General features: G+C 62.3%; 16 protein-coding genes. 10 read left to right on the top strand and 6 right to left on the bottom strand.

The window, feature by feature from the left end:
• Nucleotides 1-27: 27 nt before the first annotated feature.
• On the top strand, nucleotides 28-1,284 hold the full coding sequence (locus AB0I57_RS04880; protein WP_358330579.1) for a primosomal protein: 1,257 nt from the start codon (nucleotides 28-30) through the stop codon (nucleotides 1,282-1,284).
• A gap of 3 nt (nucleotides 1,285-1,287) precedes the next feature.
• Here AB0I57_RS04880 and AB0I57_RS04875 read toward each other — a convergent pair whose 3' ends face one another.
• Genes AB0I57_RS04875 through AB0I57_RS04865 form a run of 3 tightly spaced genes read right to left on the bottom strand, consistent with a single transcriptional unit; the run spans nucleotide 1,288 to nucleotide 4,075 of the window.
• Complete coding sequence (locus AB0I57_RS04875; protein ID WP_358330576.1) at nucleotides 1,288-2,373, bottom strand: adenosine deaminase; 1,086 nt, start codon at nucleotides 2,371-2,373, stop codon at nucleotides 1,288-1,290.
• A 9-nt stretch (nucleotides 2,374-2,382) separates the two neighbouring features.
• Nucleotides 2,383-3,678 carry a thymidine phosphorylase gene (locus AB0I57_RS04870; protein ID WP_358330573.1) on the bottom strand — a complete coding sequence of 432 codons (1,296 nt, stop codon included), beginning with the start codon at nucleotides 3,676-3,678 and terminating at the stop codon, nucleotides 2,383-2,385.
• Nucleotides 3,671-4,075 carry a cytidine deaminase gene (locus AB0I57_RS04865; protein WP_358330569.1) on the bottom strand — a complete coding sequence of 135 codons (405 nt, stop codon included), beginning with the start codon at nucleotides 4,073-4,075 and terminating at the stop codon, nucleotides 3,671-3,673. The genes AB0I57_RS04870 and AB0I57_RS04865 overlap by 8 nt, the downstream gene beginning before the upstream one ends.
• A 258-nt stretch (nucleotides 4,076-4,333) precedes the next feature.
• Between AB0I57_RS04865 and sdhC the strand changes: the two genes are divergently transcribed.
• The 4 genes from sdhC to AB0I57_RS04845 are packed head-to-tail and all read left to right on the top strand — an operon-like array spanning nucleotide 4,334 to nucleotide 7,744.
• On the top strand, nucleotides 4,334-4,738 hold the full coding sequence (gene sdhC, locus AB0I57_RS04860; protein ID WP_358330566.1) for a succinate dehydrogenase, cytochrome b556 subunit: 405 nt from the start codon (nucleotides 4,334-4,336) through the stop codon (nucleotides 4,736-4,738).
• Between the two features lies 1 nt (nucleotide 4,739).
• Nucleotides 4,740-5,198 (top strand): succinate dehydrogenase hydrophobic membrane anchor subunit, encoded by a 459-nt coding sequence (locus AB0I57_RS04855; protein ID WP_358330563.1) that lies wholly within the window; start codon nucleotides 4,740-4,742, stop codon nucleotides 5,196-5,198.
• A gap of 15 nt (nucleotides 5,199-5,213) precedes the next feature.
• Nucleotides 5,214-6,965 (top strand): succinate dehydrogenase flavoprotein subunit, encoded by a 1,752-nt coding sequence (gene sdhA / locus AB0I57_RS04850; RefSeq protein WP_358330561.1) that lies wholly within the window; start codon nucleotides 5,214-5,216, stop codon nucleotides 6,963-6,965.
• Complete coding sequence (locus AB0I57_RS04845) at nucleotides 6,965-7,744, top strand: succinate dehydrogenase iron-sulfur subunit (protein WP_358330557.1); 780 nt, start codon at nucleotides 6,965-6,967, stop codon at nucleotides 7,742-7,744. Before sdhA ends, AB0I57_RS04845 begins: the two co-directional genes overlap by 1 nt.
• 151 nt (nucleotides 7,745-7,895) lie before the next feature.
• Here the strand turns inward: AB0I57_RS04845 and AB0I57_RS04840 are convergent, their stop codons facing one another.
• Nucleotides 7,896-8,195, bottom strand: a complete 300-nt coding sequence (locus AB0I57_RS04840) for a hypothetical protein (RefSeq protein WP_358330554.1) — start codon at nucleotides 8,193-8,195, stop codon at nucleotides 7,896-7,898.
• Between the two features lie 394 nt (nucleotides 8,196-8,589).
• On the opposite strand from AB0I57_RS04840, the gene AB0I57_RS04835 reads away from it, so the two are divergent.
• From AB0I57_RS04835 to AB0I57_RS04825, 3 genes are read left to right on the top strand one after another with little or no spacing between them, the layout of a single operon-like run.
• The gene (locus AB0I57_RS04835; protein WP_358330551.1) at nucleotides 8,590-9,630 is read left to right on the top strand and encodes a Gfo/Idh/MocA family oxidoreductase; all 1,041 of its coding nucleotides are present in this window, start codon (nucleotides 8,590-8,592) and stop codon (nucleotides 9,628-9,630) included.
• Nucleotides 9,627-10,493 carry a TIM barrel protein gene (locus tag AB0I57_RS04830; protein WP_358330548.1) on the top strand — a complete coding sequence of 289 codons (867 nt, stop codon included), beginning with the start codon at nucleotides 9,627-9,629 and terminating at the stop codon, nucleotides 10,491-10,493. The genes AB0I57_RS04835 and AB0I57_RS04830 overlap by 4 nt, the downstream gene beginning before the upstream one ends.
• Nucleotides 10,493-11,497 carry a Gfo/Idh/MocA family oxidoreductase gene (locus tag AB0I57_RS04825; RefSeq protein ID WP_358330545.1) on the top strand — a complete coding sequence of 335 codons (1,005 nt, stop codon included), beginning with the start codon at nucleotides 10,493-10,495 and terminating at the stop codon, nucleotides 11,495-11,497. The genes AB0I57_RS04830 and AB0I57_RS04825 overlap by 1 nt, the downstream gene beginning before the upstream one ends.
• A 20-nt stretch (nucleotides 11,498-11,517) precedes the next feature.
• Here the strand turns inward: AB0I57_RS04825 and AB0I57_RS04820 are convergent, their stop codons facing one another.
• Both AB0I57_RS04820 and AB0I57_RS04815 read right to left on the bottom strand, forming a co-directional pair.
• Nucleotides 11,518-11,982, bottom strand: coding sequence for a GNAT family N-acetyltransferase (locus AB0I57_RS04820; RefSeq protein ID WP_358330542.1), 465 nt, complete (start codon nucleotides 11,980-11,982; stop codon nucleotides 11,518-11,520).
• Between the two features lie 88 nt (nucleotides 11,983-12,070).
• Nucleotides 12,071-12,808: a GntR family transcriptional regulator gene (locus AB0I57_RS04815; RefSeq protein ID WP_358333160.1), complete on the bottom strand. Its 738-nt coding sequence runs from the start codon at nucleotides 12,806-12,808 to the stop codon at nucleotides 12,071-12,073.
• A 241-nt stretch (nucleotides 12,809-13,049) separates the two neighbouring features.
• On the opposite strand from AB0I57_RS04815, the gene iolC reads away from it, so the two are divergent.
• Together iolC and iolB are read left to right on the top strand one after the other, a co-directional pair.
• A complete protein-coding gene (iolC, locus tag AB0I57_RS04810) occupies nucleotides 13,050-14,039 on the top strand; it encodes a 5-dehydro-2-deoxygluconokinase (RefSeq protein WP_358330540.1) in 990 nt (329 codons plus the stop codon).
• Nucleotides 14,040-14,097: 58 nt separating this feature from the next.
• Nucleotides 14,098-14,970 carry a 5-deoxy-glucuronate isomerase gene (iolB, locus tag AB0I57_RS04805; RefSeq protein ID WP_358330537.1) on the top strand — a complete coding sequence of 291 codons (873 nt, stop codon included), beginning with the start codon at nucleotides 14,098-14,100 and terminating at the stop codon, nucleotides 14,968-14,970.
• The last annotated feature ends 3 nt before the right edge of the window (nucleotides 14,971-14,973 follow it).

Raw genomic sequence — 14,973 nt, 5'->3', positions numbered from 1 at the left:
GGTCGCCGGGTAGATAGGCTTCCCGCCATGGCTGGAGACATCGTCCCTATCGAACTAGGTCTCACCCAAGGCGACCTCGTGACACTGTGGGTACCACGGTGGCATGAAGGCGATGACGAGTGGCAAGCTTTCCTGGGTCAGGAAGATGATCTCTACGGGTTCACATCGGTCGCGGATTTGGCTGCATTCATCCGCACCGACACCGACAACGATTTGGTCGAACATCCCGCATGGGGCGTCTTGTCGGGGCTTTCCGCCGCCGAACTCGAACCCGAAGAGAACTTCTCCTTCGACCTGGTCGGCGTGCCGGAACTAGCGGCGAACGACCCCGAGGATCTGGTCGTCAGCAAACTCGAAGATGCCCTCAACATGGCGCGCAACCTCGGTGAGGCTTGCGACCTGGACGTGGTCAACAAGTTCTTCAACGCGAACCAAGTTCTCGACGCTCTCTCAGCAGGCGTCGACGCATTCGAGGGACGCGACGGCGAGGACCTGTGGAGCGAGATCGGCACCGCAATAGCGAAAGGCTGGGACGACGTGCTCGACGCCGTCGACGCCGTCGTGGCAACCCCCGAGGTGGACGCCGAGGCGGTAGCCATCGCCGAAGCCGAACTAGTGGCAGCCGACGAGAACACAGTCGATGTCGACGACGTGGTCGAAGAAGCCGAGGAGGATGCGGAATTCGTGTCCCTCGATGCTGACGAGGGCGAGGACGAGGAGAGCGAGGAAGTCGAGGAGTCGTTCTGGGGCGAAGTGGGCGTCGACCCCATCAAGATCATCACCGCTGGGGAAACGTACTTCACTCTCCGCTGCTATCTGGACGAAGAGGCGATCTTCCTCGGTCGCGATGGGATGATTTTCGTCTTCACGTCCGAACGTGCCCTGGCCCGGTTCCTCGCCGACAATCACGAGCACGCGCTCGCCGGCCTAAGCACGTACGAACAGATTCAGGTAGCGGCGGTCGATGGGTCGCTCGAGGTCGAGGTCACCGATGGGAACGTCTACGTCCTACCGGGTCTTGCCGACGACCTGGCTGCAGGGCCGAAATCGGTAGACGCCGATCAACTCGACCTTGCCGTCGAATTGATCACCGACGCAGCCGATTTTGCCGGTGACAAGTCCGTGGAAGCCGACCTTGCCACATCCACTCCACTCGGCTGGTACGTGTCGTTCATCCTCGACCCCGACCCGACACGCTTGGCGCCGAGCGCACCATTCAATGCCGAGGCGGAGGCATGGCGAGTGCTCGAGCGCGAGTTCGAGGCCCGCCTCCGGAACACGTGAGCATCAGCCCACGAGGACTGCGAATCCCGGCTTGATGACGTCATCGATCAGCTCCAGTCGCTGGTCGAAAGGTATGAACGCCGACTTCATGGCGTTGATGGTGTAACGCTCGAGATCCGTCCAGCCGTATCCGAACGTCTCGACCAGACGCAGCATCTCCTCGCTCATGCTGGTATCGCTCATGAGGCGGTTGTCCGTGTTCACGGTAACGCGGAACCTCAACCGGGCGAGCAGGTCGAACGGATGATTCTCGAGTGCGTCCACCGCTCCGGTCTGAACGTTGGAGCTAGGGCACAACTCCAGGGGAATCCTCTTGTCCCGAACATAATTCGCCAATCTCCCCAGCACGGGAACTCCGTCGTCGCCGATCTCGATGTCGTCGGTGATGCGTACCCCGTGGCCGAGGCGGTCGGTCCCGCAGAACGCGATGGCCTCTTGGATCGACGGCAGACCGAATGCCTCCCCCGCGTGGATGGTGAAGTGCGAATTGCTGCCCCGCATGTACTCGAAAGCATCGAGATGACGGCTCGGCGGATTTCCGGCCTCGGCCCCGGCAATGTCGAATCCGACGACACCGCGATCACGGAATCGAACAGCCAGTTCCGCGATTTCCCGTGAGCGTGCAGCATGACGCATTGCGGTGAGGAGAACGCCGATCCGAATTCGCCGGCCGGCGGATTCGGCTGCAGACTCGCCCGCCCGAAACCCGAGCAGGACCCGTTCGACGACTTCGTCCAGGGTCAGCCCGTCTTCGAGATGTTGTTCGGGCGCAAAGCGCACCTCCGCGTATACGACACCGTCTGCAGCAAGGTCCGCGGCGCATTCACGGGCTACTCGTTCGAGCCCTGCGCCTGTCTGCATGACGGCTACGGTGTGGCGGAATGTCTCGAGGTATCGCTCGAGTGAGCCACTGCCCGCGGCCTCCCGAAACCATGACGCGAGTGCCTGGGAATTGTCTGCGGGCAGCGCGTCGTAGCCGCAGTCGTGGGCGAGTTCGAGAACTGTCGTGGGCCTCAGGCCTCCGTCGAGATGATCATGCAGCAACACCTTCGGTGCTCGGCGCAGGGCCGACAGATCCAGTGCAGTCATGCGTCGACGTTATCCCGACAGAACGTCGATCCGCTCGATGACGAGCGGTGCAATTTCCGAGGACGCATCCGCAGAGACGGTCCACGCACGCGAAAGTGCTTCTTTCGCCGATGCGAATCGTTCGGGTGTGTCGGTATGCAGTGTGACGAGGGGGGTTCCTACCGACACGGTCTGCCCCGGCTTCGCGTGCCACTCGACGCCTGCCCCCGACTGCACCGAGTCGCCCTGACGGGCACGACCGGCCCCGAGTCGCCACGCTGCAACACCCACCGCCATTGCGTCGAGCCCGCTCACCACACCGTCCGCCTCGGACAGAAGAACCTCCGTATGCCGGGCTCGCGGCAACTGGGCCTCGGGATCGCCTCCCTGCGCACCGATCATCTTCCGCCACCGGTCCATCGCGGACCCGTCCCTGAGTTTGTCGGCTGGGTCGATTCCGTCGATTCCAGCCGCGTTCAACATTTCTCGCGCCAAGGTCAAGGTCAATTCCACAACATCGGACGGACCACCTCCGGCTAGCACCTCGAGCGCTTCCCGCACCTCGAGCGCGTTTCCTGCGGTAAGACCGAGGGGTGCGTCCATCGCGGTGAGCAATGCCGTCGTCGTCACGCCGGCGTCGTTCCCTAGATCGACCATCGTCCGTGCGAGTTCCCGCGCGTCGTCGACCTTCTTCATGAACGCGCCCGATCCGACCTTGACGTCCAGCACGAGCGCACCGGTGCCCTCTGCAATCTTCTTGCTCATGATCGAACTGGCTATCAGGGGTATCGACTCGACCGTTCCCGTTACGTCGCGGAGCGCATACAACCTCCGATCCGCAGGCGCGAGATCTGGCCCCGCCGCGCACACGACAGCACCGATTGCAGGGTCGGACAGCACCTCCTCCATTTCGGAGGGGGCGAGGTCGGCGCGCCAGCCCGGAACCGATTCGAGTTTGTCCAGAGTCCCGCCGGTATGCCCGAGACCTCGGCCCGACAGCTGGGGCACCGCCGCGCCGCACGCCGCGACCAGCGGCGTGAGCGGGAGAGTGATCTTGTCGCCCACGCCGCCTGTCGAGTGCTTGTCCACGGTGGGTCTGCCGAGGTGGCTGAAATCGAGGCGCCGACCCGAAGAGATCATTGCCGTGGTCCAGCGGCTCACCTCTTCGCGGGTCAGACCTCGGAAATAGATCGCCATCGCGAGCGCCGACATTTGTTCATCGGCCACGTCACCACGGGTGAATGAATCGACTACCCAGTCGATCTCTGCACCGGACAGTTCCCTGCCGTCACGTTTCGCGGCGATGATCGACGCTGCATCATGCATGGCGGAGCCGGTCCTCCTCCTCCGGACCGAACGCATCCGGCAGCAGTTGCTCCATTCGACGCGCGCCTGCTTTGTGGTCGACGAGCAATCCGGGGCCGCCGTGCTCGAAGAGGATCTGGCGGCAGCGGCCACACGGTGTGAGAATCTCGCCACTCGCACCACAGCAGGTGATGGCGACCAACCGGCCTCCGCCACCCACCATGAAGTTACCGACTAGTACACATTCTGAGCACAGGCCCAGCCCGTGTGAGACATTTTCCACATTGCAACCGACGACGATTCGCCCATCGTCCACCAACGCCGCCGAACCCACCGTGAATCCGGAGTAGGGGGCGTAGGCCCGGCGTACCGCGTCACGCGCGTTGTCGCGCAACAATTTCCAATCAATCTCGACCATAATTCTTCATCCAATCACGTGTACTGAATGGATGCAGAGATTCTCGCCGGACAGCCGAACTTGCAATGGAGAGGCAAACCTAACTTCGTTCGCACCGGGCGGTACGAACGAGGAGTCGAGTTGGTTCCCAACTTTCGGTTGGGTTTAGAGTTCAGAGAAGTCGGTTCAGGATCACGTCGGGTCCCAAAGTTGTAAGTACGTCCGCAACGCTGCGCAGACCCGGCACGTCCACCAATGACCTTGGAGGCACAGCACTCGATGAGTACTACGACTGAAGCCGCTCCGGCAAAGGAGCGCACGCGGTCGCTTTACCGGGGCGACCCCGGAATGTGGTCCTGGGTACTGCACCGGATCACAGGCGTATTGACGTTCTTCTTCCTATTTGTGCACGTACTCGATACCGCACTGGTACGCGTGAACCCCGACACGTACGACAGCGTCATCGAGACCTACAAGAACCCGATCGTCGGCCTCATGGAAATCGCGCTCGTCGCCGCGGTGCTGTATCACGCACTGAACGGCGTCCGGGTGATGCTGGTGGACTTCTGGGCCAAGGGGCCGCAATACCAGCGCCTGATGCTCTGGGTAATCCTCGCGATCTGGTTCCTGGTGATGATCCCGGGAGCAGGCCGCATCTTCTACAACATGTTTGCGGGGCACTGACATGACTGCATCTACTCACGGCCCCGAAGCCAAGACTCTCGGCAAGGCTTTCGACCGGCCGGCCAGCCTGGACAACCCGCGTTCACCGCGCCGAACCTCGAAGAACAACTTCGAACTGTATGCGTGGCTGTTCATGCGGTTCTCCGGGCTCGCACTGATCTTCCTGGTGCTCGGCCACCTCTTCATCATGTTGATGCTCGACGACGGTGTGCACCGCATCAATTTCGCTTTCGTCGCGGGCCGCTGGTCCAGCCCGTTCTGGCAGTTCTGGGATCTGACCATGCTCTGGCTCGCCCAGCTGCACGGCGGAAACGGACTGCGCACAGTTATTGCGGACTACGCCCGCAAGGACTCCACGCGCTTCTGGCTGAACACGATCCTCGCTCTGTCGATGATCTTGATCATGGGCCTCGGCACGTACGTCATCTTCACTTTCGACCCCAATATCTCCGCGAGCTAGGGGAGCACAGACTTCATGCAGGAACACCGTTATGACGTGGTCATCGTCGGTGCCGGCGGCGCCGGCATGCGCGCAGCGATCGAGGCCGGTCCCCGCGCGCGCACCGCGGTACTGACAAAGCTCTACCCCACCCGTAGCCACACTGGCGCAGCCCAGGGCGGCATGTGCGCCGCACTGGCGAACGTGGAGGAAGACAACTGGGAGTGGCACACCTTCGACACAGTCAAGGGCGGCGACTATCTCGCCGACCAGGACGCTGTGGAGATCATGGCCAAGGAAGCCATCGACGCGGTTCTCGACCTCGAGAAGATGGGCCTGCCGTTCAACCGGACGCCCGAGGGCAAGATCGACCAGCGTCGTTTCGGTGGTCACACCCGCGACCACGGTAAGGCTCCCGTGCGCCGCGCATGCTACGCCGCGGACCGCACCGGTCACATGATCCTGCAGACCCTGTACCAGAACTGCGTCAAGCACGACGTCGACTTCTTCAACGAGTTCTACGCCCTCGACATCGCTCTCACCGAGACACCGGACGGTCCGGTCGCCACCGGCGTCATCGCGTACGAGCTGGCTACCGGCGAGATCCATGTCTTCCACGCCAAGTCCATCGTGTTCGCCACCGGCGGCTCGGGACGGATGTACAAGACCACCTCCAACGCGCACACCCTCACCGGCGACGGAATGGGCATCATCTTCCGCAAGGGCCTGCCCCTCGAGGACATGGAATTTCACCAGTTCCACCCGACGGGACTCGCCGGACTCGGCATCCTCATCTCCGAGGCGGTCCGTGGTGAGGGCGGCATCCTGCGCAACGTCGACGGCGAGCGCTTCATGGAGCGATACGCCCCCACCATCAAGGACCTCGCGCCCCGCGACATCGTCGCGCGGTCGATGGTGCTCGAGGTGCTCGAGGGCCGCGGCGCAGGGCCGAACAAGGACTACGTCTTGATCGACGTGACCCACATCCCCGAGGAAGTCCTCGACGAGAAGCTCCCCGACATCATGGAGTTCTCGCGGACCTACCTCGGCGTGGACCCCGTCAAGGAGCCCGTACCCGTCTACCCCACATGCCACTACGTCATGGGCGGTATCCCCACCCGGATCAACGGCGAGGTCCTGCGCAACAACGACGAGATCATTCCCGGCCTGTACGCCGCCGGCGAGTGTGCCTGCGTCTCGGTGCACGGAGCGAACCGCCTCGGCACCAACTCGCTACTCGACATCAACGTGTTCGGTCGTCGCGCCGGCATCGCCGCCGCGGAGCACGCCGCGAACAGCGAGTTCGTGGATCTGCCCGAGTCGCCTGCCAAGATGGCAGAGGAGTGGATGGCCGGCATCCTGTCCGAACACGGCCACGAGCGCGTCGCGGACATCCGCACCGAACTGCAGCAGTCCATGGACAACAACGCATCGGTGTTCCGCACCGAAGAGCGCCTCACCCAGGCTCTGAAAGACGTGCGCGCCCTCAAGGAGCGCTACAACCACATCACCGTCCAAGACAAGGGCAAGCGCTACAACAGCGACCTGCTCGAGGCCGTCGAGCTCGGCTTCTTGCTCGAGATGGCAGAAGTCACGGTCGTCGGCGCGCTCAACCGCAAGGAGTCGCGGGGCGGCCACGCCCGTGAAGACTTTCCGGAGCGCAACGACGCCGAGTACATGAAGCACACGATGGCCTACAAGGAGGGCGACGGCCTGCTCTCCGACATCCGTCTGGACTACAAGCCGGTAGTCCAGACTCGTTACGAGCCGATGGAGCGTAAGTACTGATGAGCGCACCTGTAGTCGACAAGAGCGAAGACAAGGCGACACTTCCGCCGGTGCCCGAGGGCGCCGTCATGGTCACCCTCAAGATCGCACGGTTCAATCCGGAGTCGGGCGAAGGCCAGTACTGGGACAGCTTCCAGGTCCCGGCACTGCCGACGGACCGCATGCTGAACCTGCTCCTATACGTGAAGGGTTATCTCGACGGCACTCTGACGTTCCGCCGTAGCTGTGCCCACGGCGTTTGCGGGTCCGACGCCATGCGTATCAACGGTGTCAACCGCCTGGCCTGCAAGATCCTGATGAAGGACATGCTGCCGAAGGACGGGAAGCCGATCACGATCACTATCGAGCCGATCAAGGGCCTTCCGGTGGAGAAGGACCTCATCGTCGACATGGAGCCCTTTTTTGACGCGTTCCGCGCAGTGAAGCCGTTCCTCATCACCACCGGCAACGAGCCAACTCGTGAACGCATCCAGTCGCAGCAAGACCGAGCGCGGTTCGATGACACCACCAAGTGCATTCTGTGCGCGTGCTGCACCACATCGTGTCCGGTGTACTGGAGCGACGGCAGCTACTTCGGTCCCGCCGCGATCGTGAACGCGCACCGGTTCATCTTCGACAGCCGCGACGAGGGAGCGGCTGAGCGTCTCGACATCCTCAATGACAAAGAGGGTGTGTGGCGCTGCCGCACCACGTTCAACTGCACCGAGGCATGTCCTCGCGGCATCCAGGTGACGAAGGCCATCCAGGAAGTCAAGCGCGCACTGCTGTTCGCGCGGTAGGGATGCATTGGTAAGCACCACCGAACTCCTCTGCGCGCCCCAACGAAAGCCCGCACGATGATCGTGCGGGCTTTCGTCGTACATAGGAAGGTCAGGCCGACCGAAGAACGGCATCTCTGGCTACCGCCGGCACATGGGCTGCGCGCCAACTCTATCGACGGCGGCTCACATACTCTTCAGCGCTCATGGCCGTGAGATGGAATCCGTTGCACTCAGTACAGGTGTACATGCGGGTCTCGAGTTTGCCGAGGTGTTCACCCTTGGCACGACGGAGCCGTGACTGCCGTGCGTCGAGGAGTGCACTGGCGGCGGCGTGTTCGGTGGCCCATCTGAGCTTGCCCGTGGGGCAGCTTGGTTCGGCCAGCGGCCAGGGCGCATAACCCGGAGCCGCCATCTCGTGGAGTTGCTTGAAATGGTCCCGATCGCGCTGGTTCATCCGCTGTCGGTTCAATCCGTCCCTCCTTCTTGTTGCCTGTTGCGTGACACCGATGATCAGGGATCTTTGACCTCGCATGAAATTCTTCGTCGGTAAGAGGGCTTATCAGCGTTCCATTGATGTCTGACATTCGGTCTTCGACTGTTGCCCGAGGTCTTCGTGACAGCCAAACTGATCTCATGCCTTTTCTGCCGGACGTAGTAAGGCCGCCGACTCTTTCCGACACAGTCGTCTCGGTCAGCGGTGGTTACCGAGGCGTGCGCACCGATGGAGTTCACTCCGCTGCGCTCGTAGGAGCCCCGGCTGACTTCGACGACTCCACCCAGCGAACCTTTCATGATGCTCGAAACAACGCACGCGAACGTGCACATTACGACTGCGACCAGAACGTATCCGGGGGTTTTGACTGATGGGCGCTCGCATCGGTGTGATCGGACTCGGCCGCATCGGCAGCTACCACGCCCGAAACTTGATCGGCATGGACGGAGTCGACGATTTGATCGTCTCCGACGTCGATCCGGACCGAACAAGCTACGTGGCAACCGAATTCGGCGTTGCCGCCGCCCCGAACCCTGATGCGCTCCTCGAGTCCGGCGTGGACGCCGTACTGATCGCGGCATCCTCGAGTTCACATGCCGAATTGATCGAAGCTGCGGTACGACGGGGCATCCCGACGTTCTGCGAGAAACCGGTAGCCGATTCCATCGGATCGTCGTTGCGCGTTCTGCGGGCGGTGGAGCAGGCTGCGGTACCCGTCCAAATCGGGTTTCAACGACGATTCGATCCATCGTTCGTCAGCGCATACGACGCGGTTCGAACCGGTCGACTGGGATGGCTGCACACACTCCGGTCGACCACGCTCGATCCTTCTCCACCGCCGGTGTCGTACATCGCCCAATCCGGTGGCATCCTTCGTGACTGCTCGATTCACGACTTCGATATCGTCCGCTGGATCAGTGGCCGTGAAGTCATCGCCGTCTTCGCCGCCGGTTCCAACCAAGGTGACGCGGCAATCGCGAAGGCAGGCGACGTCGATACCGTCGCCACAGTGTTGACCCTCGAGGGTGGGGCCCTCGCCGTCGTGTCGAACACCCGCTACAACGCCCGCGGATACGACTGCAGGCTAGAAGTTTTCGGGTCCAATGATTCCGTGGTTGCTGGCCTGGACGAAAAGCAGCCACCACTGTCGGTGGATCCAGGTGAACAGTCTCCGAACGGTGTTGCGCGTTCGTTCTTCATAGACCGCTTCAACGCCGCGTATCGCGCCGAACTCGAAGCATTCGTCGAAGTGGCAGCCGGACGTCGGACCTCGCCGTGCACTCCCGCTGACGCGGCGGAGTCCGCTTGGATCGCCGAGGCGGCGACGCTGTCGCTACATGAGGGTCGCCAGGTCACCATTACCGAGGTCAAGGAACAGTTTCTCCACACCGGAAATGAGGCTCGATCATGAGTAGTCCCCGCATCGCCGGTGCGCCCATCTCCTGGGGAATCTGTGAGGTTCCCGGATGGGGATATCAATTGGACCCATCACAGGTATTGCGTGAGATGCGAGAAGTAGGGCTCTCTGCCACCGAGATCGGCCCAGAGGGCTTCCTACCTGCCGTTCCCGCCGAGTTGAGCGAGATCCTCGCCGACCATGATCTCGGCGCCGTTGGCGGTTTCGCTCCCGTCCTGCTGCACGACGACGCGCACGATCCGTTGCCCGGAATTTCGCCCATCTTCGATGCCTGGGTGGCCACGGGCGCTGAGGTGCTGGTGCTCGCTGCGGTTACCGGATCGGTGGGGTACGACTCCCGCCCGGAGCTCAGTGATCGGGAATGGAAAACGTTGCTGCACAATCTCGATCGTTTGGCGGATGCTGCGCGACAGCGGGGAATCAGAGCGGTGATCCACCCCCATGTCGGCACGATGATCGAACAGCGAGACGAAGTTTTTCGAGTTCTCGACGGGTCGAACATCCCGCTGTGTCTCGACACCGGCCACCTGCTGATCGGTGGCACCGACCCGGTGGAACTGACGCGCCAGGCACCGAATCGAATCGCGCACGTGCACCTCAAAGATGTCGACGTCGCGCTGGCGAATCGCGTCCGCGTCGGCGAACTCACCTACACCGAAGGCGTCAAGTCGGGCATGTACCGGCCGCTCGGCACGGGTGACGTCGACATCGCGGGTGCCGTTCAAACCCTGCGAGAAAAGGGATTCGACGGTTGGTACGTACTCGAACAAGACACCATTCTCACCGAGGCGCCCTCGGGCGAGGGGCCCGTACGTGACGTGCGCACAAGTGTCGAGTACCTGCGGTCGGTGCTGTGATGGGCGCTCCGCTGCGGATCGGGATCCTCGGGGCCTCCAGAATCGGCGAGGAGGCGATAGTCAAGCCCGCGAAGGCCACCGGACATCGCCTGGTAGCCGTCGCAGCGCGCGACCCCGACAGGGCGCAGGCCTATGCGACGCGGCATGGAATCGAGCGGGCAGTCGCAACGTACTCGGATCTGATTTCAGATCCCGAGGTCGACCTCGTCTACAACGCGCTGCCGAACGGACTCCACGGACCCTGGAATATCGAGGCGATACGAGCTGGGAAGAATGTTCTGACGGAGAAGCCGTTCTCGAGCAACGCCGAAGAAGCTCGAGTAGTTGCGGCAGAAGCGGCCGCCGCCGATGTCACTGTGCTCGAGGGTATCCACTATGTGTTCCACCCAGTCAACCGTCGCCTCTTCGGTCTGGTACGCAATGGTGAGATCGGAACAGTGACCGCGGTAGAAACCGAATTCCGTACCCCTGTCCCTTCGGCGGGCGATCCGCGATGGGAGTTGGCATTGGCAGGCGGATCGATGATGGACTGCGGCTGCTACGGAATACACGCCGCGCGGATGCTCGCCGATGTGTGCGGCGGCACCCCCCGTGTCGTCGGGACACGAGTCGAGGAATACGCACCCGGCGTCGATTCACGGTTCGACGCAGACCTGGAATACCCCTCCGGTGTTCGGGCAACAATTGTCACGACCATGCTCGCAGACCACCTCCACTTCACGTTCCGGGTGGCCGGGACCGAAGGTGAGGTATTGGTTCACAACTTCCTCCGACCCCACGACGACGATCGGGTTTCCATCACGATCGGTGACGCCACGACGGTCGAGCATCTGGGAACCAAATCGTCCTACACCTTCCAGTTGGAGGCTTTGGCCGATCATCTATCCGGTGCCACAACACTTCCGATCGGTCCGGCGGACGCCATCGCCAACATGAGGATGATCGACGAGGCCTACATGCATGCGGGTCTGGGCATCCGACCGGCGGCTTCAGTGGGACGGTGACGCGAGACCTGCCGTGTGAATCACGACAACTTCAGTGTCATGAAGGTGCTGTTCGGATCGTCGGAGTAGTGGCCGAACGGGGGGCACTCTTCGAAATCTGCAGTGGCGTAGAGGCGGCGTGCCGGTTCGAAGAAGTCCGCACTTCCCGTCTCCAATGAGATCCGCTCGATCCGGCGCCTTCTGGCGTCTTGGATCAGGTGCTCGAGAAGCGCACGTGCGATGCCGCGCCCCCGCTGCTCGGGCGCGGTGCGCATACTCTTGAGCTCCTCATGACCTGGATCGAGCATGGCGAGCGCGCCAGTCGCGACGACCTCGCCGCGATCTCGGACGACCCATAGCCGGACCGACGGATCCATCAGCTTTGTCACGTCCAGTGCGTGACAACTCCCCGACTCGATGTCGGGAGCAAGATCGTCCAAGTGTGCCTGCAGGAAGGTGACAAGGCGCGGATCATCGAAGTCTGCGCGTTCGATTACGGGACGCACATCCGGAACCTTACATGTGCAATAGACACCTGGCGAGAAGACCAGGTTCACGCATGTCGATATACGACAGGGTGGCGTATGCACTGATTCAACGATCGACCACCGTGGTTTCGAAGCAGTAGCGCGACGCTCGGTAGCAGTGGCTACCGAACTCGACTGAGCGACCCGAATCATCAAATGCCGTGCGGGTCATCGTCAAAACAGCAGTACCCGGCTTCTCGTCGAGTAATCCAGCTTCTTCGCGTGTGGCGGCGCGGGCGCCAATTTTCTGCCGCGCCACTCGGACGTGGACGCCGCGGGCTCGCAACGTCTGGTACAAGCCCAGGGTCTCGAGCTCTTCCGGCTCGGGAGCAATGCTCACCGGAACGTTGTTGATCATGACGGCGAGCGGTTCGTCGTTGGTGCAGCGCAGACGTCTGATGGTCGCCACTTCGGCACCAACGTCGAGGTTGAGCTCGGTAGCGACCTCGGTACCGGGAACGCCCACGGTGTAGTCGAGAAGCGTGGTGGTGGGCCTTTGGCCTGCGCGAGCGAGTTCGTCGAACAGACTGGTGAGTTCGACCGACCGATGTACCGGACTCTGAACGACCTGTGTACCGACGCCACGCTTGCGGACGAGCAGACCCTTGTCGACCAATTCCTGAATGGCACGGCGGGTGGTCGGACGCGAGAGGCTCAGACGTTTGGCCAGCGCAAGTTCGTTCTCGAATCGATCACCAGGAGCGAGCTCGCCACCGAGAATCGCGCTCTCGATCGCCTGGGCCAACTGGAAATACAGCGGCACAGGGCTCGACCGGTCCAATTCGACAGCGAGCGCCGTTACCACAGTCAACTCCGATCTCCGACCCGAAAAGGGTCCGACTAACGCTGCTACCGGAGCAGTGTAGGCGAAGACTGACAATCACATGACCTAATGTCCTATTGTCTGTACAAATAATTGACATTCTGTGTGGTGCGGCGCACAGTTCTTGTGATACCGCGATACTCAGTGCCGGCGCACGACCAGAAGCTCACTTGCACCTCGAGGCCCAGCGTGTCCACCCACTACGAACTCCCGGGAGGCCGAATTGACAGGAGCCACTTCTTGCGGGAGCGGGCAAGGGCTCGACGTGCTTGCGATAGGCCGGTCCGGGGTGGACATCTACCCGCTTCAGAGCGGTGTCGGACTCGCGGATGTCGAAACGTTCGGTAAGTTCCTCGGCGGCAGCGCTGCCAACGTCGCTGTTGCCGCTGCACGCCTGGGCCTGTCGAGTGCGCTCATCACCGGTGTCGGCAACGATCCCTTCGGAAAGTTCGTCAAGCGCGCACTCACCGACCTGGGCGTCGAGGATCGATTCGTAGTTACCAGTTACGAGTACCCCACGCCGGTGACGTTCTGCGAGATCTTTCCCCCGGACCGCTTTCCGCTGTACTTCTATCGCAATCCGCACGCGCCGGACATGCAGATCACTGCCCAGACCATCGACCTCGACGCGGTGCGGACGGCTTCCCTCTACTGGTCGACGGTGACGGGTCTTTCGGAAGAACCCAGCCGCAGTGCACACTTCGCAGCGTGGGAGGCCCGTGAACGCCGGCCATTGACCGTGCTCGATCTGGACTACCGACCGATGTTCTGGCCCACTCCGCAGGAGGCGACCACACAGGTCCGGCGCGCCCTCGCACACGCGACGGTTGCTGTAGGAAACCGCGAAGAGTGTGAGGTCGCAGTCGGTGAAACCGATCCGAACAAGGCGGCCGACGCACTTCTCGACCTCGGTATCGAACTCGCCATCGTCAAACAGGGCCCACGTGGAGTGCTCGGCAGGACGAGGAAGCAGTCGATCACCGTTCCTCCCAATGCTGTCACCGTGGTCAATGGCTTGGGCGCAGGCGACAGTTTCGGCGGGTCTCTATGTCATGGGCTGCTGGCCGGCTGGCCACTGGAAAAGGTGCTGCGGTACGCCAATGCCGCTGGTGCGATCGTCGCGTCACGTCTCGAGTGCTCCACAGCGATGCCAACCGCTCGAGAAGTTCACGACCTCGTCGAGGCCACCGAAACAGAGGTCGCCGATGTCTGACAAGTTCCGCATCCGCCTCTAGCCACCACATACGACCACCAGCCGAGTCAGGAGCGCGATGTTCAGCAAGTACTACGTCCCCGCCGGATCGTCCGCTGACGGACAATTCACGACCGCGGTCACGCCCGAGTCTGCCGGCTGGAGCGAGGCAAGCCTGTGGACTCTCGAACTTCCCCCGGGTGCGGACGCGGAGTTGCAGTCCGGCGAGAACGAGATCATCGTGCTTCCGCTGTCCGGATCGGCGCTCGTATCTTCGGACGGCGCCGACTTCTCGATGACGGGACGCCTATCGGTATTCGATGGACCGAGCGACTTCGCCTACATCGGACGCGACTCACGCTACGCGATCACCAGCGACCACGGTGGCAGGTTCGCGCTCTGTGGCGCTCGTGCCAGAGCAAAGCTACCCAACAGATATGTTTCGGCAGAAGATGTTCCGGTCGAACTCCGGGGGGCCGGCAACTGCAGTCGTCAGGTGCACAACTTCGCCACCGCGGAAACCTTCGCCGCCGATTCGATCATTGCGTGCGAGGTCATCACTCCGAGCGGAAACTGGTCGTCGTACCCGAGCCACAAACACGACGAGAACAGCGAAATCGAATCGGCGCTCGAAGAGATCTACTACTTCGAGATCGACCGAAGCCCCACGGGGACGGAAGGGTTCGGCTACCACCGGGTGTACGGAACCCGGGATCGTCCTATCGAAGTACTGGAAGAAGTCCGGTCCGGCGACGTGGTCCTCGTGCCGCACGGCTATCACGGTCCGTCCATCGCGGCCCCCGGTCACAACATGTACTACCTGAACATCATGGCGGGTCCAGGCGAGATCCGCGCTTGGAACATCTGCGACGACCCGGCACACACCTGGCTCCGAGGAACCTGGGATCACCAGGACATCGATCCTCGGCTGCCTCTGCGGTCCCACAACTAGCTG

The sequence above is a fragment of the Rhodococcus sp. NPDC049939 genome (assembly GCF_040656415.1).
In the GTDB taxonomy this organism is placed as follows: domain Bacteria; phylum Actinomycetota; class Actinomycetes; order Mycobacteriales; family Mycobacteriaceae; genus Rhodococcus_F.
Note: the sequence above shows the minus strand (reverse complement) of the source record. Positions and strands in the feature narration are given on the sequence as shown.